Annotated in this window: 21 protein-coding genes and 1 tRNA gene; 6 read left to right on the top strand and 16 right to left on the bottom strand. The window is 54.4% G+C overall.

Features of this window, described 5'->3' with window-relative positions; genetic code table 11:
- Positions 1 to 75: 75 nt before the first annotated feature.
- Together atpD and atpC are read left to right on the top strand one after the other, a co-directional pair.
- The gene (atpD, locus tag RDQ42_RS05415; RefSeq protein ID WP_231358573.1) at positions 76 to 1,473 is read left to right on the top strand and encodes a F0F1 ATP synthase subunit beta; all 1,398 of its coding nucleotides are present in this window, start codon (positions 76 to 78) and stop codon (positions 1,471 to 1,473) included.
- A 3-nt stretch (positions 1,474 to 1,476) separates the two neighbouring features.
- On the top strand, positions 1,477 to 1,884 hold the full coding sequence (gene atpC, locus RDQ42_RS05410; protein WP_054330842.1) for an ATP synthase F1 subunit epsilon: 408 nt from the start codon (positions 1,477 to 1,479) through the stop codon (positions 1,882 to 1,884).
- Positions 1,885 to 1,943: 59 nt separating this feature from the next.
- Here atpC and RDQ42_RS05405 read toward each other — a convergent pair whose 3' ends face one another.
- The 7 genes from RDQ42_RS05405 to pyrB form a co-directional block, all read right to left on the bottom strand.
- On the bottom strand, positions 1,944 to 2,624 hold the full coding sequence (locus RDQ42_RS05405) for a YoaK family protein (RefSeq protein WP_231358572.1): 681 nt from the start codon (positions 2,622 to 2,624) through the stop codon (positions 1,944 to 1,946).
- A 183-nt stretch (positions 2,625 to 2,807) separates the two neighbouring features.
- Positions 2,808 to 3,809, bottom strand: coding sequence for a sugar-transfer associated ATP-grasp domain-containing protein (locus tag RDQ42_RS05400; protein ID WP_231358571.1), 1,002 nt, complete (start codon positions 3,807 to 3,809; stop codon positions 2,808 to 2,810).
- A 648-nt stretch (positions 3,810 to 4,457) separates the two neighbouring features.
- Complete coding sequence (locus RDQ42_RS05395) at positions 4,458 to 4,700, bottom strand: hypothetical protein (protein ID WP_071427278.1); 243 nt, start codon at positions 4,698 to 4,700, stop codon at positions 4,458 to 4,460.
- A gap of 232 nt (positions 4,701 to 4,932) precedes the next feature.
- Positions 4,933 to 5,145, bottom strand: coding sequence for an alpha/beta-type small acid-soluble spore protein (locus RDQ42_RS05390; protein WP_071427277.1), 213 nt, complete (start codon positions 5,143 to 5,145; stop codon positions 4,933 to 4,935).
- Positions 5,146 to 5,303: 158 nt separating this feature from the next.
- Positions 5,304 to 5,840: a hypothetical protein gene (locus tag RDQ42_RS05385; RefSeq protein WP_054330846.1), complete on the bottom strand. Its 537-nt coding sequence runs from the start codon at positions 5,838 to 5,840 to the stop codon at positions 5,304 to 5,306.
- A 100-nt stretch (positions 5,841 to 5,940) separates the two neighbouring features.
- A complete protein-coding gene (gene trxA, locus RDQ42_RS05380) occupies positions 5,941 to 6,258 on the bottom strand; it encodes a thioredoxin (RefSeq protein WP_071427276.1) in 318 nt (105 codons plus the stop codon).
- 330 nt (positions 6,259 to 6,588) lie between these two features.
- Positions 6,589 to 7,656, bottom strand: a complete 1,068-nt coding sequence (gene pyrB / locus RDQ42_RS05375; protein ID WP_054330848.1) for an aspartate carbamoyltransferase — start codon at positions 7,654 to 7,656, stop codon at positions 6,589 to 6,591.
- A 240-nt stretch (positions 7,657 to 7,896) separates the two neighbouring features.
- Here pyrB and RDQ42_RS05370 point away from each other — a divergent pair.
- Positions 7,897 to 7,970 (top strand) — tRNA-Gln (locus RDQ42_RS05370).
- 297 nt (positions 7,971 to 8,267) lie between these two features.
- Here the strand turns inward: RDQ42_RS05370 and RDQ42_RS05365 are convergent.
- From RDQ42_RS05365 to RDQ42_RS05355, 3 genes are all read right to left on the bottom strand, one after another.
- Positions 8,268 to 10,667: a M56 family metallopeptidase gene (locus tag RDQ42_RS05365; RefSeq protein WP_231358569.1), complete on the bottom strand. Its 2,400-nt coding sequence runs from the start codon at positions 10,665 to 10,667 to the stop codon at positions 8,268 to 8,270.
- Positions 10,664 to 11,044 (bottom strand): BlaI/MecI/CopY family transcriptional regulator, encoded by a 381-nt coding sequence (locus RDQ42_RS05360; RefSeq protein WP_231358568.1) that lies wholly within the window; start codon positions 11,042 to 11,044, stop codon positions 10,664 to 10,666. The genes RDQ42_RS05365 and RDQ42_RS05360 overlap by 4 nt, the downstream gene beginning before the upstream one ends.
- A gap of 248 nt (positions 11,045 to 11,292) precedes the next feature.
- Positions 11,293 to 13,653: a hypothetical protein gene (locus RDQ42_RS05355; RefSeq protein WP_308588423.1), complete on the bottom strand. Its 2,361-nt coding sequence runs from the start codon at positions 13,651 to 13,653 to the stop codon at positions 11,293 to 11,295.
- Between the two features lie 508 nt (positions 13,654 to 14,161).
- Between RDQ42_RS05355 and RDQ42_RS05350 the strand changes: the two genes are divergently transcribed.
- The 3 genes from RDQ42_RS05350 to RDQ42_RS05340 all read left to right on the top strand — a co-directional run bounded on the left by RDQ42_RS05350 (position 14,162) and on the right by RDQ42_RS05340 (position 19,250).
- On the top strand, positions 14,162 to 14,542 hold the full coding sequence (locus RDQ42_RS05350) for a MarR family winged helix-turn-helix transcriptional regulator (protein WP_161802790.1): 381 nt from the start codon (positions 14,162 to 14,164) through the stop codon (positions 14,540 to 14,542).
- Between the two features lie 113 nt (positions 14,543 to 14,655).
- A complete protein-coding gene (locus tag RDQ42_RS05345) occupies positions 14,656 to 16,173 on the top strand; it encodes an efflux RND transporter periplasmic adaptor subunit (protein ID WP_071427273.1) in 1,518 nt (505 codons plus the stop codon).
- Between the two features lie 5 nt (positions 16,174 to 16,178).
- Positions 16,179 to 19,250 (top strand): efflux RND transporter permease subunit, encoded by a 3,072-nt coding sequence (locus RDQ42_RS05340; RefSeq protein ID WP_071427272.1) that lies wholly within the window; start codon positions 16,179 to 16,181, stop codon positions 19,248 to 19,250.
- A 234-nt stretch (positions 19,251 to 19,484) separates the two neighbouring features.
- Here RDQ42_RS05340 and RDQ42_RS05335 read toward each other — a convergent pair whose 3' ends face one another.
- From RDQ42_RS05335 to RDQ42_RS05310, 6 genes are all read right to left on the bottom strand, one after another.
- Entirely contained in the window at positions 19,485 to 19,766 is a 282-nt protein-coding gene (locus RDQ42_RS05335) for a zinc-ribbon domain containing protein (RefSeq protein ID WP_054331239.1), read from the bottom strand.
- Positions 19,767 to 19,973: 207 nt separating this feature from the next.
- Positions 19,974 to 21,185, bottom strand: coding sequence for an amidohydrolase family protein (locus RDQ42_RS05330; RefSeq protein WP_308588422.1), 1,212 nt, complete (start codon positions 21,183 to 21,185; stop codon positions 19,974 to 19,976).
- 4 nt (positions 21,186 to 21,189) lie between these two features.
- Entirely contained in the window at positions 21,190 to 22,269 is a 1,080-nt protein-coding gene (locus RDQ42_RS05325; RefSeq protein WP_054330859.1) for a hypothetical protein, read from the bottom strand.
- A gap of 171 nt (positions 22,270 to 22,440) precedes the next feature.
- Positions 22,441 to 22,839, bottom strand: a complete 399-nt coding sequence (locus RDQ42_RS05320) for a hypothetical protein (RefSeq protein ID WP_054330860.1) — start codon at positions 22,837 to 22,839, stop codon at positions 22,441 to 22,443.
- A 430-nt stretch (positions 22,840 to 23,269) separates the two neighbouring features.
- Positions 23,270 to 23,629, bottom strand: a complete 360-nt coding sequence (locus tag RDQ42_RS05315) for a hypothetical protein (protein WP_152916791.1) — start codon at positions 23,627 to 23,629, stop codon at positions 23,270 to 23,272.
- A 202-nt stretch (positions 23,630 to 23,831) separates the two neighbouring features.
- Positions 23,832 to 24,065 (bottom strand): hypothetical protein (locus RDQ42_RS05310; RefSeq protein WP_308588421.1); only part of this gene is annotated, 234 nt, incomplete at its 5' end.

Raw genomic sequence — 24,065 nt, 5'->3', positions numbered from 1 at the left:
CCCCTTGGCCCTTTTGCCAAGGCCAGCCGATGCTTTCGGCCAGCCGGAAAATATGGGTAGAAGGAGAAGATACAGATGAACGAACCAAATATCGGCACCGTTGTAACCGTCATCGGGCCAGTTGTGGATATTCGTTTCAAAGCTGGCCAGCTTCCCAACCTTCTCAACGCCATTGAGGTCATGAACAACGGCCAAAAGCTGACCTTGGAGGTCGCACAGCACGTTGGCGACGATATTGTAAGATGTATCGCAATGAGTTCTACCGATGGCTTGATGAGGGGAGTTGACGCGGTTGACACCGGCGCCCCCATTTCCGTTCCTGTAGGTAACGAGACTCTGGGCCGGATTTTCAACCTGTTGGGTGAAGCGGTTGACAACAAACCCACCCCTGTCACCGAGGAAAAATGGCCCATCCACCGTCCCGCACCTTCCCTGGAGGAGCAGGGCGGTACCACCGAGATCCTGGAGACCGGCATCAAGGTTATCGACCTGATTTGCCCCTATGTCAAAGGCGGTAAAGTCGGCCTGTTCGGCGGCGCCGGCGTAGGTAAGACCGTTTTGATCATGGAGTTTATCCGGAACATCGCCCAGGAGCACAGCGGCCTTTCGGTCTTTGCCGGCGTCGGCGAGAGAACCCGTGAGGGCAACGACCTGTACAATGAGATGCTGGAATCCGGCGTTATCAATAAGACCGCTTTGGTCTACGGCCAGATGAATGAGCCTCCAGGGGCGAGAATGCGGGTTGCCCTGTCTGCTTTGACTATGGCGGAGTATTTCCGCGACAAAGAGGGCCAGGACGTGTTGCTCTTCATCGACAACATTTTCCGCTTTACACAGGCGGGTTCTGAGGTGTCGGCTCTCTTGGGCCGTATGCCTTCGGCAGTAGGTTACCAGCCCACCCTGGCTACCGAGATGGGCGCTCTGCAGGAGCGCATCACCTCCACCAAGAAGGGCTCCATCACCTCCATCCAAGCGGTCTATGTCCCTGCGGATGACTTGACTGACCCGGCCCCTGCCACCACCTTCGCGCACTTGGATGCAACCACCACTCTGTCCCGTGCGATTTCTTCGCTGGGTATTTACCCTGCGGTTGACCCTCTGGATTCCACTTCCACTGCGCTGACCCCCGAAATCGTGGGTGAGGAGCATTACCAGGTGGCCCGTGCGGTCCAGTCTATCCTGCAGCGGTATAAGGAGCTCCAGGATATCATCGCCATTCTGGGTATGGATGAGCTGTCTGACGAAGATAAGCTGACTGTATCTCGGGCGAGAAAGATCCAGCGTTTCCTGTCCCAGCCCTTCTCGGTTGCGGAGCAGTTCACCGGTATGGCTGGCAAATACGTCCCCATCAAGGAAACCATTCGCGGATTCAAAGAGATCATCGAAGGGAAACACGACGATCTGCCTGAGTCTGCATTCCTGTTTGCCGGAACCATCGACGATGTAGTGGAGAAGGCTAAGAAGGGGGTATAGCAAATGGCTAATACCTTTCATCTTCAGATTGTCACCCCCGATGGGCTGGCTTTTGATGGAGAGACCGAATCTCTTATCGTCAAGACCACTCAGGGTGATGTGGGCATTTTAAGCGGACACGCCGACTATTTTGCAGCCATCAGCGTAGGGCGCATCCGGGTGAAGAACCCCGATGGCAGCTACCGCAAGGCGGCGGTCAACGGCGGGTTCCTGCGGGTAACCAAAGAAGTAACCCGCGTGGTGGCCACCAGCTTTGAATGGGCGGACCAGATCGACCTGGAGCGGGCACAGCGGGCAAAATCCGGCGCAGAAAAGGCGTTGGCTTCTGCCTCTGACCCCGGCGAGGTGGAACTGCTGAAGCTTCGGCTGCGGCGGGCCAACAACCGCATCAATGTGGTTGAAGGCAAGTAAATAAAGAAAAGCGACTGGCTGTATGAAAGGCCAGTCGCTTTTTTATGGATAGAGAATCGTTACAGATTTACGCAGGCTTTTTCTCTCTGATGGAGGGTTAGGGCCATGGTGATTGCGATCACCGAACCCAGCCAGGAAGCGCGGATGCCCATTTGGGTGCAGACCAGAGCGCCGACTGCGCATCCAACGGCAAAGGAAAAGGCAACCATGACATACCGGGCAAGCTTGGACCATTCCTGGTTCTGGTTTTTATCCAAGGCGTCATAAAGATACAGGCCAATGGAGCGCAGGTTTCCGGTAGAAACAATGGTGTTGTGGGCAGTACCTTCCCACTTGCGGAACAGACAGGACTGAAAACCGGCCAAAAAGGTGAAAGCTGCCCCCACATACACATGGGGGATGGTGGTGGGAACAAACCCGGATAGAAACAGAGCAAATGCCAGAAGCAGCAGCCCCCGCTTGCGCCAATCCCCTTGAAACCAGTGGAGCTTATGCTGCACCACCTGGGAGAAGCAAGCACCCAGAACGCAACAGAACATGACAAAGAAGCATTCATTGACCCCTTTCCAGTTTTGCTGAGCAAAGTGGATACCCAGTTTAGCCATATTTCCGGTTTGGTTGTTGGCGAAGATCCCCCCGCGGGTCATGAAGGTATAGGCATCCATGAAACCGCCCAAGAAGGTGATTCCAGCCATAAAAATGGTCCCTTCCACTAAGGAAGCTGTGGTGTTTTTGGTCATACAGCACCTCAAATCCGAAGTATTTCCGGGAAAAAGAAAAAATCGCCTCCCGGTGATTGATACATAACCCATTATATAGCGGTTGATGTCGGATGTAAAGGCTTAGGGGAGAAATTGGAAGGGGATCGGAGCAAGAAAAAACGGCCCCTTGGCCAAAAGCTAGGGAAACCGTTTAATACCCAATTATTTGAGATATTTTTGAAACCGGGGAAGCAGCCCTTCTGCGTCTTTAAGGTGGGCGGGAATCTGCATCAGCAGATGGCCGGGGTACTCGTTCCCCTCGATGAGCTGGGCGCTGTCTTCGGTGACGGCGATATCCCACCCCACATAGCGGATCTCAGGAATCAGCCGGGCAGCAGTGGAAGCGACCTCCTTGACCGCGTCAAAGTTGGGAATTTGGAACCCCACAATCTTGACCCCGGTGTTGGGATGATTTTCAAAAACCATCCCGTCGTAGTTGGCGGCGGGGGTGGTGATTACACCGGTATAGCGGTCTGCCCAAGCGCAGATGCCGCCTTCCGCAACGTTGTCCACCACCGATCCGTTGCTCCCGATTTTCAAACCTACCCACATAATGTCCACCACCGTGCCGGTGAGGATGGTCACCACCCGGACGGTGTTGACCCCTTGGGGGTACAGCTCCTGCAAAGCGTGGTGCTGCTGGATGACCTCTTCCACTAGAGTGCGTTTTTCCTCCAACAGGGAATTATAGAGCTGTTCCACATCGGTGTTCTCATCAACGGCAATCCGTTTGACCCCATGGCCGCCGATGCCGTCCACTGGCTTGGCGATGATCTCGCTGCGTCCTTTGAGGAAGCGGCGGAAAGATTCCACATTCACATCCCGAACATCCAAGTAAGGGCGGGTGACCAGCGGGGAGAACAACTGGTTAAACTCCAGCTTATTCTGAAAACAGTGGTAAAACCTCCGGTCGTTGAGTTTGCGGACCAATTCATTCTGGATGGTGCGGGTCAAGTAGGTTTTGCGCTTGTCCCCATTCAATTTGTAAAACTGGCAGTAGGTATAGTCGGTATACCCTGCCCCGTACTTCAAACCGCACCAAGCCATGTCACAGACCAAGCTGAGCTTGCCTTTGCCAGAACGTTTGGAGACGGTATCCAGTGTTTGGTTTAGATTTTGAAAATCAATGTTGACCACCCGGTCGATCAGGTAGGAGAATTTCATAGGGGAATGGACTCCTTTCGCGAAGTTTCCGTATTCTTATTCAGTCAGGGCTACCGGCACAAAAAATAGGGGAAGGGGGATGCTCCTGTAAGCCCTTGTGAAACACGATAGCCCAATATGCTGCTGGGAAAACAGATGGCAATGCCACCCCATCAACCATTTGATGATGGAGGTGGTGCTTTCATTGTCGGGGAATTCATCCCCAGTAACCGCTTTGCAATTATTATACCACAAAGTCTGCACAAACTGTAAGCATTGCGGTGCGGCCCCTGCCGCAAAGGGCTTCGCCCTGCAAGCAATTCTTCGAATGGCACAGCTTTGCTGTGGCTATTGTACTATAAAGTCTGCACAAACGGCAAGAATTGCGGTGCGGCCCCTGCCGCAAAGGGCTTCGCCCTGCAAGCAATTCTTCGAATGGCACAGCTTTGCTGTGGCTATTGTACTATAAAGTCTGCACAAACGGCAAGAATTGCGGTGCGGCCCCTGCCGCAAAGGGCTTCGCCCTGCAAGCAATTCTTCGAATGGCACAGCTTTGCTGTGGCTATTGTACTATAAAGTCTGCACAAACGGCAAGAATTGCGGTGCGGCCCCTGCCGCAAAGGGCTTCGCCCTGCAAGCAATTCTTCGAATGGCACAGCTTTGCTGTGGCTATTGTACCACAAAACCCGTATGGAAAACAGTGGGGATTCCGTTTTCCTCTAAAATTATTTCCCCATTGAGCTGGGTTGTCCGGATCAGGGGCTCCACCGGATTTGAGCTGGAGGCTGTTTCTATCTGGGGGTTGCAGAGGAGGGATGCCCGCTGGGCGCACAGGGCGGCGCCTCCCAGAGAGGAGACAAAAACGGCGGCGGCAATCCATAGAGAACAGCGGGTAGTCAGCTTCATATTCATATAAATTCCCCTTCCCTTTCTCTTTGCCCAAGCAACAGGCGGCAACATTGTTCTATCTCTAGGATACTGCAAAAAGGGAATCTTTTTGGGGGGAAATTCCAGTCGGTTTTCTTACGATTTCAGTGGGACAACAAAAAGCGGGCAGGCCAAGCCTGTCCGCTTTTTGCAGGGTGCGAATTGCTCGCTGCACTGCTCTTGTTAGAGCCGTTCCCTAATTATCTTTGGCAAAGAACTACTTAATGGAGTTCTCGTAAGCCTCGATCATTTTTTTGACCATCTGGCCGCCCACGCTACCAGCCTCACGAGAGGTCAGGTCGCCGTTGTAACCCTGCTTCAGGTTTACGCCAACTTCGTTGGCAGCTTCCATTTTGAATTTGTCCATAGCCTCACGAGCTTCGGGAACGACGATACGATTGGAACCGCTGTTATTAGAGTTGCTAGCCATAATAAAATACACTCCTTGATTTTTATTCTTTCAGATTGAAGTTTTGCCGCTTTGCGTTTGCAGTAATAGTATCCTCCTGACCGCTTGTGTTATGACTGTCAATTTTTGTGAAATTTTTAGGAAGGATTCGACGTGAGCTGCAAACAGGGAAAGCGGTTCTACAAGGAGAGTTGGGCAAATTGGGGCAGGTGATCCAGTAGGAGCAGGACAGCGGCCACCGGCAACACCAGGAGCGGATTGCGGGGACAGGAGAGGGTGAGGGGGATTTCCACCGGCTCCACTGGGGCGCCGGAGAAGCTGGTGATCCCCCGTTGCAGGCTGATCAGAAGGCTGTCTGCAGTGCTGCTGGAAAGAGTGATAGTATCTTTGGCGGAAAGGCCGCAGGTAATGGCGGGCAGTCCACTTTGGGCCACGGCCTTTCGCACCTGTGGGGAGGCAGTTGCCACCACAGCGATCCCGTGTTTGGGGATTGCGGGCGGGCGATCCATGCTGCCGGTATAGATCGCGATGGCGTTGCCCGGCAGTTCCACCCGGAAAAAGTCCCCTTCCACAATCAAAAAATCCGGCGGGGAGCTGCTGGCTGCAATCCGTTCCCGGGCGATCAATGCGGTGGAGTGAAATGGGCGCAGCGCCCGCCACAGGGCGGTGGAAAGGCGGCATTCCGGATCGCCGGATTGAATGACAATGGGTATCATATAACATTCACCTCGGCCTTAGTTTGCCCATCTAGCCGCATAATAATGCCAAAATCCCCTGGAAGGCCAGCCTTCCAGGGGATTTTTACCAGTCGTGCAACTAGGCGCGATGAGTCAATTCAATGATTTTTTGCTTGGGCATCAGGCCGATTTCCCGGCTGACCTCTTTGCCATCCTTAAACAGCACCAAAGTGGGGATGGTCATGACGGAGAATTTGGAGGCGGCAATAGGGCAGGCATCCACATCCAGCTTGCAGACGGTGACTTTGCCTTCCAGCTCTTTTTCCGCTTCTTCCAAAATAGGGGCCAGCATCCGGCAGGGACCGCACCAGGTAGCCCAAAAATCCACCAGGACAATGCCTTTGGATTCCAATACATCAGTTTTAAAGGTTTCTTCAGTTAGATGAACAATAGCCATACGTAACACTCCGTTTCTCCGGCGGCAGCGAAGGGCCTGTCCATTTCCGCCGGTCTTTGGACAAGGTGCTCCCGACCGCAATCCGGCGGAAGCGTTCGCCCTTATATGCAAAATTTAGCACATCCTAATCATACACCAGAATGGTATGAATTGCAATACCTTAGGCGTGCCTTTCGGGGCTAGTTTTCACAAAAATCCTCTAATTATGAGGGCAGTAGGCATTCTACCGCGCTTTTATGCCAAATTGCAGGGCAGCCCAATGGATTTTTTGAAAAAACCGGTATGGCAACGAAAGCCATACCGGTTCCTTGGTAGGACTTCACCTTTTCATTAGATGCGGGCGTCACAGTATTCGCAGCAGGTGTGTTCCCCGTCTTTGTGGCAGGCATGGGGAAGGTATCCTTCGCTCTTGGTGATGCATTTGGGGTTGGGGCAGCGGAAGGAAGCATCCTCGCCGCCAAAGGTAATGCCTTGGGCAGGGGTTTCTTCCAGCAGGTGGAGAATGAGGGACATCCGGGCGTAGACGCCGCATTTAGCCTGGTAGAAGTACAAGGCGCGGGGATCGTCATCCACTTCATTGGTGATCTCGTCCACCCGGGGCAGGGGATGGAGGACGATGAGGTCGGCTTTGGCTTTTTTCATCTTCTCAGGGTCCAGGACATAAACATTTTTCAGCCGCTCATACTCCTCCAGGGAATCAAACCGTTCTTTCTGGATACGGGTCATGTAGAGGACATCCAAGGAGGGGATAGCCTCCTCCAGGGAATCACAGAAACTGTAGGTGCAGGGGGAGTGATCCAGGATTTCGGTGATGTATTCTGGCATGGTCAGCTCCTTGGTGGAGATAAAGACAAAGTGGGCCTTCAAGCCGAATTTGGCCATACTGTTGCACAGGGAGTGGACGGTGCGGCCGTTCTTTAGGTCGCCGCACAGGCCAATTGTGAGGCCCTCCAAGGTGCCTTTCTGATCTTTGAGGGTAACCAGGTCAGTGAGGGTCTGGGTGGGGTGGAGATGGCCGCCATCTCCGGCGTTGATGACAGGGCAGGAAGCATACAATGCCGCGGCTTTGGCAGCGCCCTCCATGGGGTGGCGCATGGCGATAATATCCGCATAGCCGCTCATGATGATGGTGGTGTCTTTCAGAGTTTCCCCCTTGGAGACGGAAGTGCTCATGGGGTTGTCAAACCCGATCACCTGGCCGCCCAACCGCAGCATAGCGGTTTGGAAGGAGTTGCGTGTCCGGGTGGAGGGCTCATAAAACAGGGTGGCAAGGATTTTGCCCTTGCAGCGGTCTGCATAGGCGGCAGGATTTTTTTTGATCTCCAGTGCCTGGTCGATGACTGCCGTCAGTTCCTCCAACGAAAGGTCGGTCAAATCGATGATGTTTTTTGCACGCATTGCATTACTTCCTTTCATTTTATCTCCTACCATTTTAGCAAGATCCGGTGGGAATGGCAATGTTTCTGAAAGAAATATTTTGGCGGATTGCAGGAAAGAAAATGGCTATTTTCCCGAAAATGGGCGAGTTGGGGCCTATGAAGAAAAAGAGAAAAAATCCCAAATAATAGGTTGACAAATAGTGGCTGGCATAGTATAATAATAAAGTCGATTGAGGGAATACTTCAAACGATTGGTTGTTGCCCGATTGTGTAAAGGTAGCACGACAGACTCTGACTCTGTTTGTCTGGGTTCGAATCCTAGTCGGGCAACCAATGAAGAAACCTTGGAAAATAGCTTGAGAAAGCGGTTTTTCAAGGTTTCTTTTTTTGTAAACTGCCTACATTAGGCCGCTCTATATTTTGGTCGGAGACCTGCTCTGAGAGCTTCTCCAACAGGTAGGGCGAGGGCCTGCCGGACTGATTTTAGCTTTTGATCCCCCAAAATAATGGCCGCCCCCAACCAGAATTTTATGATGGTTGGGGGCGGCTTTGTAGTTTTCTTAGCTGTGTATTTGGATAGCTTTCAAACAGCATCCTTTATGGATGGCATGGATGCAAGAACTGGGGTACCTATCCATTCTTGCGCTCTGGGTAGGTGTAATCGTCCACCAGCCAGATACCGTTTTGTTTGACAACAGTGAATGGAACCGTATCATATTCCGGGACATAGGCGGGGTCCTCGCCGGCGCCAGCGTACCCGGGATTTTTGATATAGGTGGCCTCTGCCACAATTCGATCCGGCTGAACCTCTAACCCGCGCAGGTCAGTCAGCGCCCATGCGTAGGAGTAGCCGGTGCGCCATGGCCCTAAACGGTATACTTTGCCGTCAGCGGTCTTTTGAATGAGGACGACATCGCTGGCTTCATATTGGGCGATGGCGCGGGGGGTGAAAATCTTCGGGAGCACTTCATCATAATTGGTCAGTTCGATGAACTGGGGATGGTTATCCAAAAGGCTGACCCAATCCCCGGTCTCAAACACCACCATTCCGTCTACGTCATAAGCGTCGCTGGCACAATACCACAGGTCGATTAGGATTTTGGATACATCGTTTCCATCAGCATCCAATACTTGAATGCCGCTGTAATCCCGGTCGGCGTAGGCATCGCCAAAGCGTTTGCCGCTCAGCCCATATTCAGAAGGGATCAGATGCAGGCTTTGGGCGATGGTGCGAAGGGTCCCCTCATCCACCCCATAGCCCTCAGCGAATTGTATGGCTGTATAGACAGTAAGGTCATCGTTGTAGCAGAGAATACCGGGAACTTGAATCTGAGGAACTTCTGCCATGGCTCCAGGATGGTTCTCCAGCTGAGTGGGGTTTAAATAGGTGACGGTGGCCAGGGCGCTTTCTGAGCCCTCCTCGGTGCGCACCGGGGTGTAATCCCCCCAGTTCACAAAACTGCCAAGGCGCAGGTTGGGGTATACGGCCTTGTAGTATTCCTCCCGGGGCAAATCGCCGCCTTCGTACCGCTCATAGCGGGAGAACCCCATGGTGGCCACCGGGCCATTTTCATCATAGATTTCCACCGAGGTCCAAAGGGGGCCGCCAGTTGCCCGTTCTTCCCGAGCGGGGAGGGAGACCTTCCAGTTTTGCGGGAGCTGCAGGACTGCGTCAAATGGCTGTGTATCATACTGGAAGCTGTTGTCTGCCGTGCGCCCGTCCTGGTAAGCGGGGAAGGTGACGTAGACGGTGTTGTAACCATGTAAGGTGGTATCGCCTCCAGTTTTGGCCAAAAGGTCTACCGTGCGGGAAAGAGATTCGTCACTGTATAGGGAGATATCCATAGAGAGCTCTAGGTACTGTGCTTCTGCCAAGTCGATGGTGTAGGTCTTGCCCGCTTGCCAGCTGCGGTCGCTGTTTTCCGCTTCGAATAAGTGGATGCTCATACCTGCGCCGTCCATTCCGGCCCTGCCGTAGACCTGGATGTTCCAATCTTCGGCATTGGCATAACCGGCGGGCAGGGTGAACGCGATGCTGTTGTCCTGGAAATGGATGCTCTGTTCCAAACTGTCCACAGCCTGTGCCCCAGTGAGGGTTTTGCCGGTAAAGGTACAGCTCACCAGCAGGGCAAGGCATACCAGGACAGCCGCCAGCGCCGAACAAGAGGTCTTGGGGGATTTGACGATCATAAGAATCCGCTCCTTCATATTGCTTTGGCCCAAGGCCATAGTGGTGGCGGTGTAGGCCAGGTGGGAGAACCGGGGCTTCTCCCGCACCAGCTCCACCAGGGTTCTGCTGTAGGCCAGCTTTTGTTCCTCCCCCAGGGTGGCTACCGCGAGTTCGTCACAGGCCAATTCACAGTCAGACCGGCTATAGGCAGCAGCGGCCCACACCAAGGGGTGGAACCAATAGAGGGACAAACATAGTGTCCGCACCAACGACCAGATATGATCCCATTGGCGGAAGTGGCAATACTCGTGGGTGAGAACATGGGACAGGGTGCTCTCATCCTCTGCCGCCTGGGGGGAAATGTAGATGCTGGGCCGCAAGAGGCCGAAGAGGCAAGGGGAGGGGATATCCTTTGCCAGATAAACCGGCAGAGGGCATCCGGGCGCATCAAAAGGCTGTCGTTGGCGCCGCAGCCGCCGGGAGAAGGAAAGGTTCACCACAGCAAAGGTGAGTCCGGTGGCAACGGCTCCCCCCAGCCATACTGCGTGCAGCAGCATTCCCCTAGAAATGGGGGAGGCCGCAGGTTCCCTTGAAGGGGAATCTTCCTCTGTGGAAAGGGCATCGGAAAGGTCCGGGTTGACCCGGATGACCTGCTGGTTGATAAATTGCTGTGCTCCGGAAGGGTCTACCGCATTCATGACACTGACGGGAGAGGGGATTGAAATGGGCAGAAGAAGCCGCAGAGCCACCACCAGCCACAGACCATACAGCATACGCCGGCTGACCCGCCCGCGGAGCAGCATCCGCAGCAGCAGCACCGCCAGGATGAGGAAGGATGAAGTGATAAGCTGTTCTATCATGGCTGCTCCTCCTCCGCTTTCTTTAAAATGGCATAGAGTTCGTCGATTTCCTCTTTGGAGATCTCCCGTTCCTGCACCAAGGTGTTGAGCATTAGGCCAAGGCTGCCATTGTAAAGCCGTTCCAAGAAGCTTTGTGTCTCCCGGATTTTGGTCCCCTCCGGGTCGATGGTCGGGTAAAACTGTTTGGCGCGGGCGCCTTCCTCATGGCGCACTGCTCCTTTGGCCTCCAGCCGGGAGAGCATGCTGATCACCGTGTGCTTGCTCCAACCGGTGTCCTCCTTAAGCTGGTACACCAATTCGGTGATGGTGCGGGGGGCATCTGCCCACAGCAGGTTCATCAATTTCCACTCGCTGTCCGATAGATTGACGGTCTGCATGGGATCACTCCTTCCGTTCATTTAATTTGGTATACAAATGTCTACCTTTAATTCTAGTATAGACTATAGGTAGACAAATGTCAACCCAAATGGGGAAAATTTGCCCGCCGGATGAGGGTGGCCTTGTTGCAGCAAAGAGGGAAGAGCCTTAAGATAATTATGGTTCGATGACCGAAACCCATGAAAAAAAGGTGCGGCAGTTGCCGCACCTTTTTTGGAATCTCTGATTTTGTTAAATTATGTAGAGATTATCTGCGTTTCCGGGAGAAGGTCGCACCGGCAACAGATACTGCGGCAAGGGCAGTAATCAAAGCAGCCATAGGATAGGCATCGCCGGTGGAGGGGTTGGACTTATCGGGTTCAGAGGGCTGTTCAGGGGTTGTGCCGGGTTTGTCTTCAGAAGGCTGTTCGCCTTTGTACAGCTCTGCCAGCGAGGAGAGAGACCAGTACAGGCGGGAACCCTCTGTGGACTGGGCTTTGCCAGCGGGGATGGTGATGGTATCACCGCCGTCCCACTCGATAACCAGGGTGACATTGTGTTTCCCCAGCAGCTCCATAACAGTCCAGGGCATATTCTCGTAGCTCTTAGCGTCGATCTTGATAGTGTCGCCGTCTTTGGCCTCGGAGATCTGGTCTTTCACATCCTGCCAGAAGTCATCGACTTTATCCTGGTAGGAGCCGCCGCTGTGGCCGCTGGAACCACCAGAGCTGGGTTTGGAATCGGTGAAGGTCAGGGTGAAGGGGCTGAAGTGGGTGGCGGACAGCTCAACGTATTTGGCGCCGCCTTCGCTCAGGATATCAACATACTGAGTTTTGTCGCCTTTGTGCTCAACTTTGGCATACTTCGCGGTGACGGAGGAAGGAACAGGCAGACGGAAGGTAATGGTGTTGCCGTTCAGGTTCGAGATGAGGCCGCTTGTATTGCCGACGACCCATTTGGGCTCTACGTCGAACTGAACAGAGGTGACAACGACAGACACGGTGCCATCCTCATTTTTGACTTCTTTGGTCCCTACTTCTTCCACCACAGTGGAGATGACCACTTCGATCTCAGCGGCATTCTGCTCTTCCGCAGCTTTTTTCGCTTCTTCGGGGATCACAACAGTCTCAAGGCCGGTGGGCGCAGTGGTAGCAGCCGGGTTGCTGGAAGAGGTCAGGTCGTTTTTGGCATCCTCGATGGCCTTCTTTTCTTCCTCGGTTGCGCCAGAGGGGATGTTCACTTCATCTTTGGGGGTGCTGGGGGCGGGGTCTACAACAACGCCAATGTCTTCGCCCACTACCACAAATTTGTCGCCGGACTTTCTGCACTCATAGCCGGCAGCCAGGTATTTGGCATCGACTTCTTTGTTGAAGGTGCCGCCGGAGATGGTAGGAATATGAGGATATCCGTCATTGGTGGCGAATACTCCATTAAAGGTTCCATCAGTAATTTTGAGGAAACCGCCTTTGCTGCCATCTCCCACACCGTATCCAAAGAGGGAACCTTCGCCGCCATTAGCAGCGGTAAAGGTGCCGCCGTTGACAGTCATTCGGCCTTTATCTGCAGTCTCATTATAATAACCGTTGGCGAGAACAGATGTGGAAGCGTTGTTTACAGTAAAGGTGCCGCCGTTGATGGTGGCCTCATTCCAGTTGAGGACAGCGGGGCCGTCGGTGTTCTCAAAGGTGCCATCATTGATGGTCAGCACGCCGTAGTCGTCGTTCTTGACGGTGTTCATGCCGCCGGAGAAGGTGCCGCCGTTAATGGTCAGGGTGATGGTGTTGTCTACAGGAGGTGTTACTCCAAGGTCACCGGCATCGCCTCTGTTGCCGTAAAAACCGTTGTCAATGGCGCTGGAGCCGGCATGCTCCTGAACCAGGTCGGCGCCGCTCATGGTGAGTGTGCCCAGGTTTTTGATGACATACCATGTGTTACCGGTAAAGGTGCAGCCCTTCAGGATGGCGGTGGCGCCAGGGTAGTTGGCCAAAGCGCCTTTGCCACTGGAGACATTTTCCACTGTGCCGGAACCGGTGACGGTCAGGGTGCCTTTGTTGGAGATGGTGTGGTCACCGTTGCCAGACAGGGTTATACCGCTGGCAATATCCAGGGTGATGTCTTTGCCTTCCGGGATCACCACGTTCTCGGTCTTATTATCGGTGATGGAAATGGTCTTGCCGTCGCCATCCTCAATGGCTTCAGCGATGCTGTTGTAATACTTGCCATCGATGGCAATGCCGGTTTCTTGGGGAGCGGGAGCAGCCGGGGTCAAAGGCTGAGCCGGGACCTGCTCCTGGGGAGCTGTAGGGGTAGAGCTGCTGCTCTCCCCGGGCACTTCAGGAGTAGAACTGGAAGCATCTTCTCCTTCAGGGGCTGTGGGGGTGGAGCTGGAAGCATCCTCCCCTTCGGGGGCTGTAGGAGTAGAACTGCTATTCTCCTCTTCGGGAACTGTGGGAGCGGAGCTGGAAGCATCCTCTCCTTCAGGGGTTGCGGGAGCGGAGCTGCTGCTCCCCTCTTCGGGGGCTACAGGGGCAGAACTGACCTCTTCAGCAAAGACAGTCATGCCGCTCATGGTTACAACAACCATAGCTGCCAGAATCGCAGATAGGATTCTGTTTGCCCGTTTTTTCATGGTTAATTCCTCCTTGTTCTCACAATAGTTACCAAAAACCCAATATGAAACCACTGGGAAAATGGTACAACAAAAAAAGCGATTGTCACACGGAGGTCACAAATTCACTTTTCTCCAATATTATACACCATAAAAGGCCGAATTTAAAGGGAAAATAGAAAAAATTAGGGAGAATAGGCTGGAAATAAAATAATCCTACCCTTTTTATAATCAGGGTTTTTGACGGATTTTATCGAAAAAGGGCAGCGCGGATCTTGAAACCATCCTGCCGGAAAACCAGATAGGGAAGGATTCTGTGATGGTCTTGTGAACAAGTGACAGGTCTATTCATATTTTTCTGGAATTTCTTACAAAATGTTCACAATGTTTCCTTGACACTCACAAAATCCTCACGCTATAATAAATAGCGTGCTATTTCCCATTCTAAAAGGAAGGAGGACTGTAATTGGTGTATAGCGTCGGGACAGAGGGGCAGCTTCTCCAATTGTTTAAAATGGTACACAATGCTATGGTGGAGGAGTTTAACCGCAAGGTCAAAAGCTTAGAACTCACCTCCGCACAGGTCCTGGTTCTCGGGTGTTTGGATCAGGCCGAGGAAAATGAGCTTTGCCAAAAGGATTTGGAAGAAATCCTGAATCTATCCAACCCCACTATAACAGGGATTGTCAAACGTTTGGAGGCCAAAGGCTTTATCGAGCGGCGCTCTTGGGAGAAAGATGCCCGCTATAAGCGGATTTGTTTGACCGAAAAAGCCCGCGACATAAAAACAGAAGCGCTTAGCTGTGTTTCTGAGGTTTGGGGCAGATTCCTCTCATGTCTCACCCCTGAGGAGGTTGACACGTTGATTTCCTTGCTTTACAAGATTCAAAATAATCAGCAAAATCACTGAAAATAAATATATAGCTTGCTATGTATTTGTAAAATAGAAATAGTATCTCTCTGTGTATTGTTTCTATACCGTCCACAAACCCACTACTATTTACTATCTAGGGGGCGTACTCAATGAATCAATCTCATCGTTTCCAAAGAAAAACTCTCGCCATTTTGTTGGCGGGCCTCTTGGTTTTTGTCGCCGGCTGCGGCAATGAAGCAGCTCCGGCCTCCGCTCCAGTGGAGTCAGAGGCTGAAACCTCGGCGATCCGTGTACTGACTACCACTGCTAGCCGCGGGGATTTGAGCCGGGGCACTGAGTTTGTCGGTCGCTTGGAAGCTGCGGAAAGCGTCAAGGTTTTCCCCAAAAACCAGGGGCAGATTGTACATACCTATTTTAGTGCAGGCGATGTAGTCCAAGCCGGAGACCTCCTCTTTGAGTTGGATACCGAGGACTTGGAGACCAATCTGGAACTGGCCTATTTGCAGTATCAGACTGCGGTGATTGGTGCGGAGACCAGCTTGATGAATGCGGAGCGCACCAAGGAGAACAGCGCCCGGCAGTATGTGACCGTCAAGGACAATTGGGAAGACCTGGAGGAGGACTACGACGACCAGCGCAGCGCCCTGCGGGATGCTAGGGATGCGGCAAAGGAAAAACTGGAAGCTGCCCGAAAAGAGCTTGCAGATGCAGAACTAGCAGGGAAGACAGAAGAAGAATTAAAGACATTCAAAGAGCAAGTCAAAACGGCCGAGACGGCATACGAAACAGCCGCCACCGCTTTCACCACCTTTGTCAACACCTATGAAAAAACCGAGGACACCTATAAAACCAACAAGAAAAACGCCAAAACCGATTTGGAGTACGCAGAGCGTGCCTATGATTTGGTCAGCGGCGGTGGAGATGGGGAGACCCTGGGCTCTGCGGAAAGCGCTATTCGCCAAGCCCAGCTGAGCTACGAAAGAGCCCAAAAAGCTCTGGAAGACGCCAAGGTTTACGCCCCTATCTCCGGGGTGATCACCACCAAAAACGCCGATGACAGCGATATGGTCGCCATGACCAACCCGGTGTATGTCATCTCCAGCCAGGACAAAGCCCCGGTGGTCTCCTTCAACCTGTCGGAGGACGGCGCCAACGCCCTTTCGGTGGGGGATGGGGTCACTGTGGTGTACAACGGCAAGGAGTACCAGGCCACTATCATTGAGATGGCTGCAGAGGCCGATGCTGCAACCGGCTTGTATGCGGCGAAAGCCCAGCCAGTGGTCCCCCTGGAGTCCGTTCGCTCCGGCGCTGTAGTAAAAGTGAAAGCTTCCACCGCCAATGCCCAGGACGAGCTGATCCTCCCCTTGGACCTGATCGAATACGATGAAAACCAGCCCTATGTCTATGTATACCGGGATGGGGTGGCTGTCCGGGTAGACTTGGTCACCGGTGTGTCTACCGCCGATTCCATTGTCATCGAAAGCGGCCTCACAGACGAGGATCAAATCATCACCACCTGGCATCCCGATCTGAAGGATGGCGCGGCGGTTTATGCCCCCTCTTTGGAAGCCAGTGCTTCCCAGCCGGAGGAGGCCCCTTCTGGGGATTCCAGTGAAGAGCAGCCTCAGGAGAGCTCTTCTTCTGCAGGCGATGAGAAAGGGGAATAAGGAATATGTTTTCTCTCCCCAAGTTTTCCATCAAACGGCCGGTCTGCATTCTTATCTGCATTGTCAGCCTGGTGACCTTTGGTATTTCTTCCATCTTTGAGATGCCTTTGGAATCCACCCCGGAGATTGAAATGCCGGTGCTGATGGTCATGACCCAATATCCAGGCGCCTCCCCTGAAGAGGTGGATAAAATGGTCACCGATCGGGTGGAAGCGGCCATCGCCAACGTGTCCGAGGTGGACAGCACCCAGTCGGTCTCCAGTGAAGGGGTGTCCATGGTGGTCATGATGTTCGAATATTCAGCGGACATCGATAAAAAATATCAGGATGTCTCCTCTGCCTTGGCATTGGTCCCGCTGCCGGATGATTGCACCGACCCAGTGCTCATTGAAGTCAACACCAGCAACCTGAACAACAGCATCATGTCCCTCTCCATCAAAGCGGAGGCGAACGACAATGTCAAGGCCTATGTGGAGGACAACGTGGTGCCGGAGATTGAGAAGATTGAAGGCGTGTCTGACGTGTCGGTGAGCGGCGGATCCCGAAAATACGTCCAGGTACTGCTGGATGAGAACAAGCTCTCCCAGTACAAAATCACCATGCAGCAGGTGGTCTCGGCCATTGCCACTGCCGAATATGAGGTCACCCTGGGTGACCTGGACCGGGGCAACGTCACTGTCGGTTTGATCGGCAGCCAGGAGTTCACCGAATACCACAGTTTGGAAGATGTGCCCATCACCCTAAGTTCCGGGGACATTATCCACGTTTCGGATGTGGCCCAGGTCAACCTGGCCGACGAGGAAATCTCTTCCTACTACCGCCAGGACGGCAAAGAGACCATCGGCATCTCGGTAGCCAAAAACCAAAGCGCCAACACGGTGGACATCTGCAACCAGGTGCTTAAGGTGGTAGACAATCTGAACAGCCAGCAGCTGGGCCTGGAGATTGAGGTCACCAGCAACAGCGGCGAGGATATTATGGAGAATATCCGCAGCGTGGCCTCCGCTTTGGTGGAGGGCCTTGCCATCGCCGTAGTGGTGCTGTGGGTCTTCCTAGGGGAGTGGAAAGCTTCCCTGATTGTGGGCCTTTCCATGCCCTTCTCGGTGCTTGCTACCTTGATCCTCATGTCCTTCTTCGGCATGACCATCAACCTCATCTCCCTGGGCGGTTTGGTCATCGGCATCGGCATGCTGGTGGATAACTCCATCGTGGTTATCGACAGCTGCTTCAAAGCCCAGGCAGGGGAGCGCAGCTTTGAAGAAAACGTCATCAAGGGCGCGGAGCTGGTGCTGGGGTCCATTGTGGCTTCCACCTTGACCACCATCGTGGTCTTCCTGCCCATCGGCATGATGCAGGGGATGAGCGGCCAGCTCTTCCACGACATCTGCTATACCATTGTGTTCTCCTTGACCGCTTCTCTGGTCAGCGCGTTGACTTTGGTACCCCTTCTGTTCGTCCGCCTCAAACCGGTGGAGCGCAAGGACTTCTCTTTTGCCCGGGCTGTGCGGCGGCTGGAGGAGCGCTACGGCCAGCTGATGCGCAAATTGCTTGATAAGCGCGCCCTGGTGGTGGTCACCGCCATTGTGCTGTTTGTGGCGGCCTTGGGCATGTATTCCCAGATTGACATGGAATTGATGCCGGCTATGGAAAACGGCCGGATCTCTATGAGCGTCGATGTAAAAAACGGCCTCAACCTGGAATCCACCAGTAAGATCATGACCCAGATTGAGGACATTGTCAAAAAGGAGCCGGATGTGGAGACCTACTCCATGTCGGTGGGCGGCGGTTCTGGCCTGGCCAGCATGATGGGCAGCGGTTCCGGCGGCTCCATTTCCTTAAAGCTGAAGGACGACGCCTCCATGACTAGCGACGAGTTTGTACAGCGGATGCGGGACTTGACTGCCGGCATCCCCAACTGCAGCGTGGAGGTCAGCAAACAAAATATGATGTCCATCGGCACCGGCGACTCGATACAGCTCACCTTGCAGGGCAAAAACTTGACTTCCCTCAAGGAGCAGGCAGAGCTGGTGCGGGAAGAACTGGTGAAGATGCCGGAATTCCAGACGGCCAGCACCAGCCTTTCCGATGGTAGCCCCCGCGCCAAGATCGAGGTGGACCCCATTTTGGCCGGTTCGGTGGGGATGACCCCTTCCTCGGTTTTAACCAATGCCAGAAGCAAGATCTCCGGCTCCCAGGCGATGACCCTTCAGCAGGGGGACACCGAATACTCGGTCATGGTAGAATATGACCCTGAGCGGTTCCAGGATATCAGCGACCTGTACGGCTTGATGATTGACACCCCACGGGGCGGACAGGTGGCCTTGACCGATGTGGCCACCATCACTTACTCCACCGCCCCCTCCTCTATTATGCGGATGGACGGCGAGTATCTGGTCACTGTGACAGCGACCCCTCCCGCCGGGTCCAACATCAATAATATGACCCGGCTGGCCATCCAGCAGGTACAGAAGATGGGCCTTCCCGAAGGCATCAAGCTGGGGGAGGGCAGCAACATGGAGATGATGTATGAGGAATTCGCGGCCATCGGCCGCGCCTTGGTCATCGCCATCTATCTGGTGTTTGCCGTTATGGCCATCCAGTTTGAATCCCTGCGGTTCTCCTTGGTTGTCCTGATGTCGGTGCCTTTTGCACTGACTGGGTCCTTCTTTGCTTTGCTTCTCACTGGGAGCTCCATCAACATGGCATCCCTCCTTGGCGTTGTCATGCTAGTAGGCATCGTGGTAAACAACGCTATCGTCCTCATCGACTACGCCAATATCTTGCGCCGGGATGAGGGGATGGAGATTCGCGACGCTTTGGTAATGGCGGGAAAATCCCGTCTGCGCCCCATCCTGATGTCCACCCTTACCACCGTTGTGGGGCTGGTTCCCATGGCCTTTGGCTCTGGCGTGGAGATGATGGAGAGTATGGCGGTAGTAGTCATCGGCGGCCTGTTGTTCTCCACCTTGCTAACCTTGATTTTGATCCCCACCTTGTATTTGATTTTCGACAAAGAGGACCGCAAGTCCCGAAAACAGCAGAAACGGCAGAAGAAGTTGGAAGCCGCTGCGAAATAAAATCCATCCTAGCCAAAAGCCACCCCCGGAGGGAATCCTCCGGGGGTGGCTTTTGCTGTGTGGGTGGAAGGGGGAGATACTCTGGGGGGTTAAATAGGTAGGGATTCGCAAAGGCAGCGCCGCAGCTGTTAGACAGCGGTCACCAAGAAGAGGGCAGACCCTATGCTAAAGGAAGGCAAAAAGAAAAACAGCACACCCTTATAGGGTGTGCTGTTTAATTCCGGATGATTATAATTATCTTCTGTTTGCAAAGCAATCACTGCAGTAAACAGGGCGATCCTCTCTGGGCTGGAAGGGCACTTTGCAGGGTTTGCCGCACTCAGCGCAAACAGCATCAAACATCTCACGGGTGCCGTTGCTGGATTCGCCTCTGGCGTTTTTGCGAGCGTTGCGGCAAGCTTTGCAGCGCTGGGGCTCATTGGTGAAGCCTTTCTCAGCGTAGAACTCCTGCTCGCCAGCAGTGAAGATGAATTCGGATCCGCAGTCTTTGCAAATTAAAGTTTTGTCCTGAAACATGGAGTAGTATACCTCGTTTTTTGAAAAAATTTTCTGAACCATTCGTTCAGCTTGACTTTAACTATACGTGAAAAATGTGAAGCTGTCAACTGTTTTGGCAAATTAAATATTTTCGCTGTAGGATGTTCCAGAAATTCATTGATTTTTTATCCAGAGATGTCAAAAATGGCTATGGCACGGTAAAAAGATGGGAAGGAACTTTCCCGCCTAAAGGCGCTGGATGACAGCTTTTCCCCGGTGGTACACGGCTCGGATATCCTCCGGCTTGGTGACCTCCAAACCGGGGATTCCCCTCGCTGCCAGGAAGGTGGCCTCCATCCCCGGCAGGAGCTGCCCAAACCGGTTTTCGCATCCCATGACCTTGGCGGGGGCGGCGGTCAGCAGGCGCAGGCAATCGTTTTCGCTCCAGCCTTTTTCCCGCAGGAGGACCATGGCCGGCTGGGCCAGCAGCATCAGGCTTTCGGTTCCGTAGAGCTTTCCGGGGGAAAGGCCCAGCCCCTCCGAAGGGGGCAGGTAAGCGTCGGTGGCGATGGCGATCTCCACACCGGCCTCCAGGAGAGCCGCAATCTCCTCCGGTGGGTTGGGGGAGAGGTGGGTTCCCCCCAAGGGGGTGGCCACCACCATGGCCCCTTGGAGGGCTGCCTGCCGCATTTGGGCGGGTGTGATGCCATGTGCGTGATGAAGGACATCCACCTTGCAGTCCAGGGCCATCTGGATGCCCTGTCTGCCGCCCACGTGGACCCCAACCCGCTTGCCCCGGCGGTGGTATTCCTTGACGATTTGCAGCAGTTCCTCCCGCCGGAAGACCAGTTCCCCCGCCTGGGGGGTCAGGGAGAGGGGCAGGTTGGCTGGGGTGGCGTTGAGAAAGACATTCTCCCCCGGGTAATCGTTCCCCTCTACCAGGTCCCCCAGCAGCTTGGGGGAGAGAAGGTCGGATTTCCCCACAGGGGTACTTCCTGTCAAGGCGGAGTAATGGGGTGCCCCTTCGGTGCCCAGGGTGATGCCGCAAAGGGCAAACCGGACGGTGAGAGGAAGCCCTTCCACCGCTTGGCGGTATTCCTCTACCGAGAGGCCGCAGGCCGGGTGCCCGCAGATCTGTTCCCCCAAGGCGGTTACGCCGCTGCAAAGGGCGTTCAGCAGGAGGGCTTTCCCCGCCAGCAGATGGGCCGGTTCCGCTACCGGATACAAAGACCCGGCTGCGTATTCCAGCAGGTGGCAGTGGCAGTCCGCCAAGGCGGGGGTGACGGTCAGTTCCCCAAAGTCCACCAAGGGGAGGGCCCGCTCTTCGGGCGTGAGCTCCCCTTCCGGGACAACCCGCAGCAGGATACCATCCTCCACCACCAAGGCGCCTTGTTCGATGGCGCCAAGAGGCCCTGCTGTGACAATTTTTTTGGCGCGGACCACATACGTTTCCTTCATGGCGCTACCTCAAGATGAAAGGGGTGAGCCAGTAGGCGAGAGCCGCCGCTGTGGCCAGCCGGATGCCGCAGCCCAGCACCGCGGCGATGAGGCCGTCCTTCTCCGGCAAGCCGGTGGACTCCGCCCAGGTGGCGGGGACTTGACCCAGCACCACTGAAAGCGGGAACCCGGAGTTGGCGAGGACGAAGCCTCCTACCACCAAGCGGGGGTCGATGCCGGTGAGGGCCGGCAGCTGGGCTACCGCCAGGGTGGGGCTGACCAAGACGCTGAGCACCCCAGTGCCGGGCTCAATGCAGAGGGCGGAGAGCAGGGAGCCAATACCAGCCTCTATGGCGGCCCAGACGCCCAGAAAATCCAGCACGCCGATGAGGGTGAACACAACGGCCACTGCGGGGATGATCACCAAGAGGAGAAGCTGCATCCCCTCTATGCCGGAGTCGAAAAGGACCTTCATCATCGGGGTTTGGGGGGTGAAGCGGGGAAGGGTTTCCAGCTCCACCGCTTTGGTGTCCCGATACAGGGTGCGGGAGAGGAGAAAGGGCACCACGATGAGGGGCAGGAAGATGGAGAGGAGAACCACCGGCAGCGGGTTGATGCCGAAGGCGGTCAGGGCCACCAAGCCGATGGCAAAGGTGGCGAAGGACTGGGGGTTCTGGATCATAGTGGCGATGGAGAGCTTGATCTCATCCCGGGTGGCGCCCGCTTTGACCAGGATGGGGCCGGCGATTTTGCCGGAGGCGTTGATATCCCCTAGGATATTATAGACGCTGGGGATGATCACCGAGGGGTTGATTCCCATGGTCCCCATTACCGGCAGGAAAATGCGGATCAGGGCGTCGGTGAAGCCAAGGCGTTCCAACACCCGGCCCACAATGACACTGACCACAATGGCTACTCCTACGTCGCTGGTGAGAAAGACATCCACCACAATGGGGCAGACCCGCGCGGTGATGGCGGTGAAAAGGCCCGACAAGCTGTCGGGGGCATAGAGCAGTGCCGCGAGAGAGGATAGAACCAGGGCTAGGCCGGTCAATTCCATGGCGGACCACCTCTGGCGGCTCGGTTTGGATGGTTGGTTGTTCATAGGTTTGCCTCCACAACTGCATGTATTTGCCGCATGCCCTGCGGCGGAAAAAGAAAAAAGGCGCTGCGCCTATTGGTATACTATGAAGGTTTGGGGGTGGAGGCTCCCCTACAGGGTTGAGTTCCAGGGGGGAAGGATGTCGAAATAAGGGGATGGTGTTTCCGCCAGTCGTCAGTAGGGCAGAGGGAAGAGGTGGAGGGAGCCGGTCACCGAAATGGGGGCCGGGCTGTTGGTGGCCAGCTGCAAAGTCAGGTACATTGGGTTGGCTGCGGGGAGTAAAAACCCTCCGGAGACTCCTACCCGTTCCTCTTGGATTCCGCTGTGGCCGGAACTGGAAAAGGGGATGGGGTCCTCGCTCCCAAAGTAAGGCAGCACTTCCAGGGATGCCCGGGGAGGAAGTACCCCTTGAATCAGGTAGGAGACAAAATAGTCCCTGCCCGGAGTGAGGGCTAACGTAGCTTCATCCGGGGAGATCCCCACTCCTTCCCCTCCACGGTAGGACCAGCGCAGGGAATCGCCGCTCTTGTACCAGGAGGGTTCCACCAGCCATTGGGATGCAGAATAGGGCACGGGGTACTCCCCTGGGCAGATGGGCTAGAGGGAGCTGCCCCACATCCGGCACAAGTCCCGCTGTAGAGAGGGGTGCAGTAAAAGAAAGGGCTTGATTGGTTTCGATAAATGTTCATCAGCATAACCTCCTATCCCCAAAGTATGCCGGGGGCAATGGCAGGGTTCCTCCTCAAATGGGGAGAAACTGGCGGAATTTTGCCTCCAATTTTAAAATTTGGGGTGGATTTGCATTTTTGAGTGTTTTCAAAATAAACAAGGCCCCCGCACATAGCGGGGGCCAAAAAGGAGAGAAAAGTGGGATGAAAGCACAACCTCATCAGAGGAAATTGGAAATATCAGTTAAAAATCTGTTCTTCTGTTCAAGCCGATTCTACACGATTCAAAAAACGAATATATAGGTTTTCTGTTTACTGATGGCTTAGATTGCTCATCATTCGGGTAAATCACTCAAACGGTTGAGCGTCAGCGCAATATCACTGAGTAAAAACCCAGGTGTACTAGAAGAAACCTGGATTGTGGAAGAGGTTTCTGATACCGCGAATGCGGTACTGAGAGAAACCGTTGCATATTCATTGCTTGACTGGAATGTGTGGCGAGCTACACCGCCAGGAAGAATATCACCATCTTGTAGAATTGAAATTTGTATTGCCGCAGGCGTCACCTGGGAAGCGGAAACGGTACAGTGGAAAAACACTTGATAGATACCAGATTGGTTGATTACGATATTTCCAGAATCGATGGTGTGGGTGATGTTGCTTCCGGAGAATACCACATTGTCATGAAAAGTCATCGGCAAGTTATTCCCACTGGGCTGCGGTGGCGCATCAGCTACAGTAATGAGCTGTGGTATAGCAGCACTACTACCAGTAGCACCACGAGGAATAGTAAACTCAAATACGGCGTGAGCGGAAGAGCCAGAATTTCTAACTGTGGCCTCAGTGCCGGGTTCCGTAGTTGTCACAGAGCCAATTTGAACGGTAGCAGCATCCCCGTCACTCCCAGTGGGTCCAGTTGGGCCGGTAGGACCTGTGGGCCCGGTCGGCCCAGTCACACTGGCGCCAGTTGCACCTGCCGTACCGGTAGGACCAGTTGCGCCAGTAGGCCCGGTTGGGCCGGTAGGACCTGTGGGCCCGGTCGGCCCAGTCACACTGGCGCCAGTTGCACCTGCCGCACCGGTAGGACCAGTTGCGCCAGTAGGCCCGGTTGGGCCGGTAGGACCTGTGGGC

Origin of the sequence: uncultured Merdimmobilis sp. (genome assembly GCF_902471145.1) — a bacterium.
GTDB lineage: Bacteria > Bacillota > Clostridia > Oscillospirales > Ruminococcaceae > Merdimmobilis > Merdimmobilis hominis.
Note: the sequence above shows the minus strand (reverse complement) of the source record. Positions and strands in the feature narration are given on the sequence as shown.

Excerpts from the sequence above, each read along its gene's own strand:
- atpD (WP_231358573.1), top strand. The coding sequence starts at position 76 with ATGAACGAACCAAATATCGGCACCGTTGTAACCGTCATCGGGCCAGTT.
- atpC (WP_054330842.1), top strand. The coding sequence starts at position 1,477 with ATGGCTAATACCTTTCATCTTCAGATTGTCACCCCCGATGGGCTGGCT.
- RDQ42_RS05405 (WP_231358572.1), bottom strand. The coding sequence starts at position 2,624 with ATGACCAAAAACACCACAGCTTCCTTAGTGGAAGGGACCATTTTTATG.
- RDQ42_RS05400 (WP_231358571.1), bottom strand. The coding sequence starts at position 3,809 with ATGAAATTCTCCTACCTGATCGACCGGGTGGTCAACATTGATTTTCAA.
- RDQ42_RS05395 (WP_071427278.1), bottom strand. The coding sequence starts at position 4,700 with ATGAATATGAAGCTGACTACCCGCTGTTCTCTATGGATTGCCGCCGCC.
- RDQ42_RS05390 (WP_071427277.1), bottom strand. The coding sequence starts at position 5,145 with ATGGCTAGCAACTCTAATAACAGCGGTTCCAATCGTATCGTCGTTCCC.
- RDQ42_RS05385 (WP_054330846.1), bottom strand. The coding sequence starts at position 5,840 with ATGATACCCATTGTCATTCAATCCGGCGATCCGGAATGCCGCCTTTCC.
- trxA (WP_071427276.1), bottom strand. The coding sequence starts at position 6,258 with ATGGCTATTGTTCATCTAACTGAAGAAACCTTTAAAACTGATGTATTG.
- pyrB (WP_054330848.1), bottom strand. The coding sequence starts at position 7,656 with ATGCGTGCAAAAAACATCATCGATTTGACCGACCTTTCGTTGGAGGAA.
- RDQ42_RS05365 (WP_231358569.1), bottom strand. The coding sequence starts at position 10,667 with ATGATAGAACAGCTTATCACTTCATCCTTCCTCATCCTGGCGGTGCTG.
- RDQ42_RS05360 (WP_231358568.1), bottom strand. The coding sequence starts at position 11,044 with ATGCAGACCGTCAATCTATCGGACAGCGAGTGGAAATTGATGAACCTG.
- RDQ42_RS05355 (WP_308588423.1), bottom strand. The coding sequence starts at position 13,653 with ATGAAAAAACGGGCAAACAGAATCCTATCTGCGATTCTGGCAGCTATG.
- RDQ42_RS05350 (WP_161802790.1), top strand. The coding sequence starts at position 14,162 with ATGGTGGAGGAGTTTAACCGCAAGGTCAAAAGCTTAGAACTCACCTCC.
- RDQ42_RS05345 (WP_071427273.1), top strand. The coding sequence starts at position 14,656 with ATGAATCAATCTCATCGTTTCCAAAGAAAAACTCTCGCCATTTTGTTG.
- RDQ42_RS05340 (WP_071427272.1), top strand. The coding sequence starts at position 16,179 with ATGTTTTCTCTCCCCAAGTTTTCCATCAAACGGCCGGTCTGCATTCTT.
- RDQ42_RS05335 (WP_054331239.1), bottom strand. The coding sequence starts at position 19,766 with ATGTTTCAGGACAAAACTTTAATTTGCAAAGACTGCGGATCCGAATTC.
- RDQ42_RS05330 (WP_308588422.1), bottom strand. The coding sequence starts at position 21,185 with ATGAAGGAAACGTATGTGGTCCGCGCCAAAAAAATTGTCACAGCAGGG.
- RDQ42_RS05325 (WP_054330859.1), bottom strand. The coding sequence starts at position 22,269 with ATGAACAACCAACCATCCAAACCGAGCCGCCAGAGGTGGTCCGCCATG.
- RDQ42_RS05315 (WP_152916791.1), bottom strand. The coding sequence starts at position 23,629 with ATGACTTTTCATGACAATGTGGTATTCTCCGGAAGCAACATCACCCAC.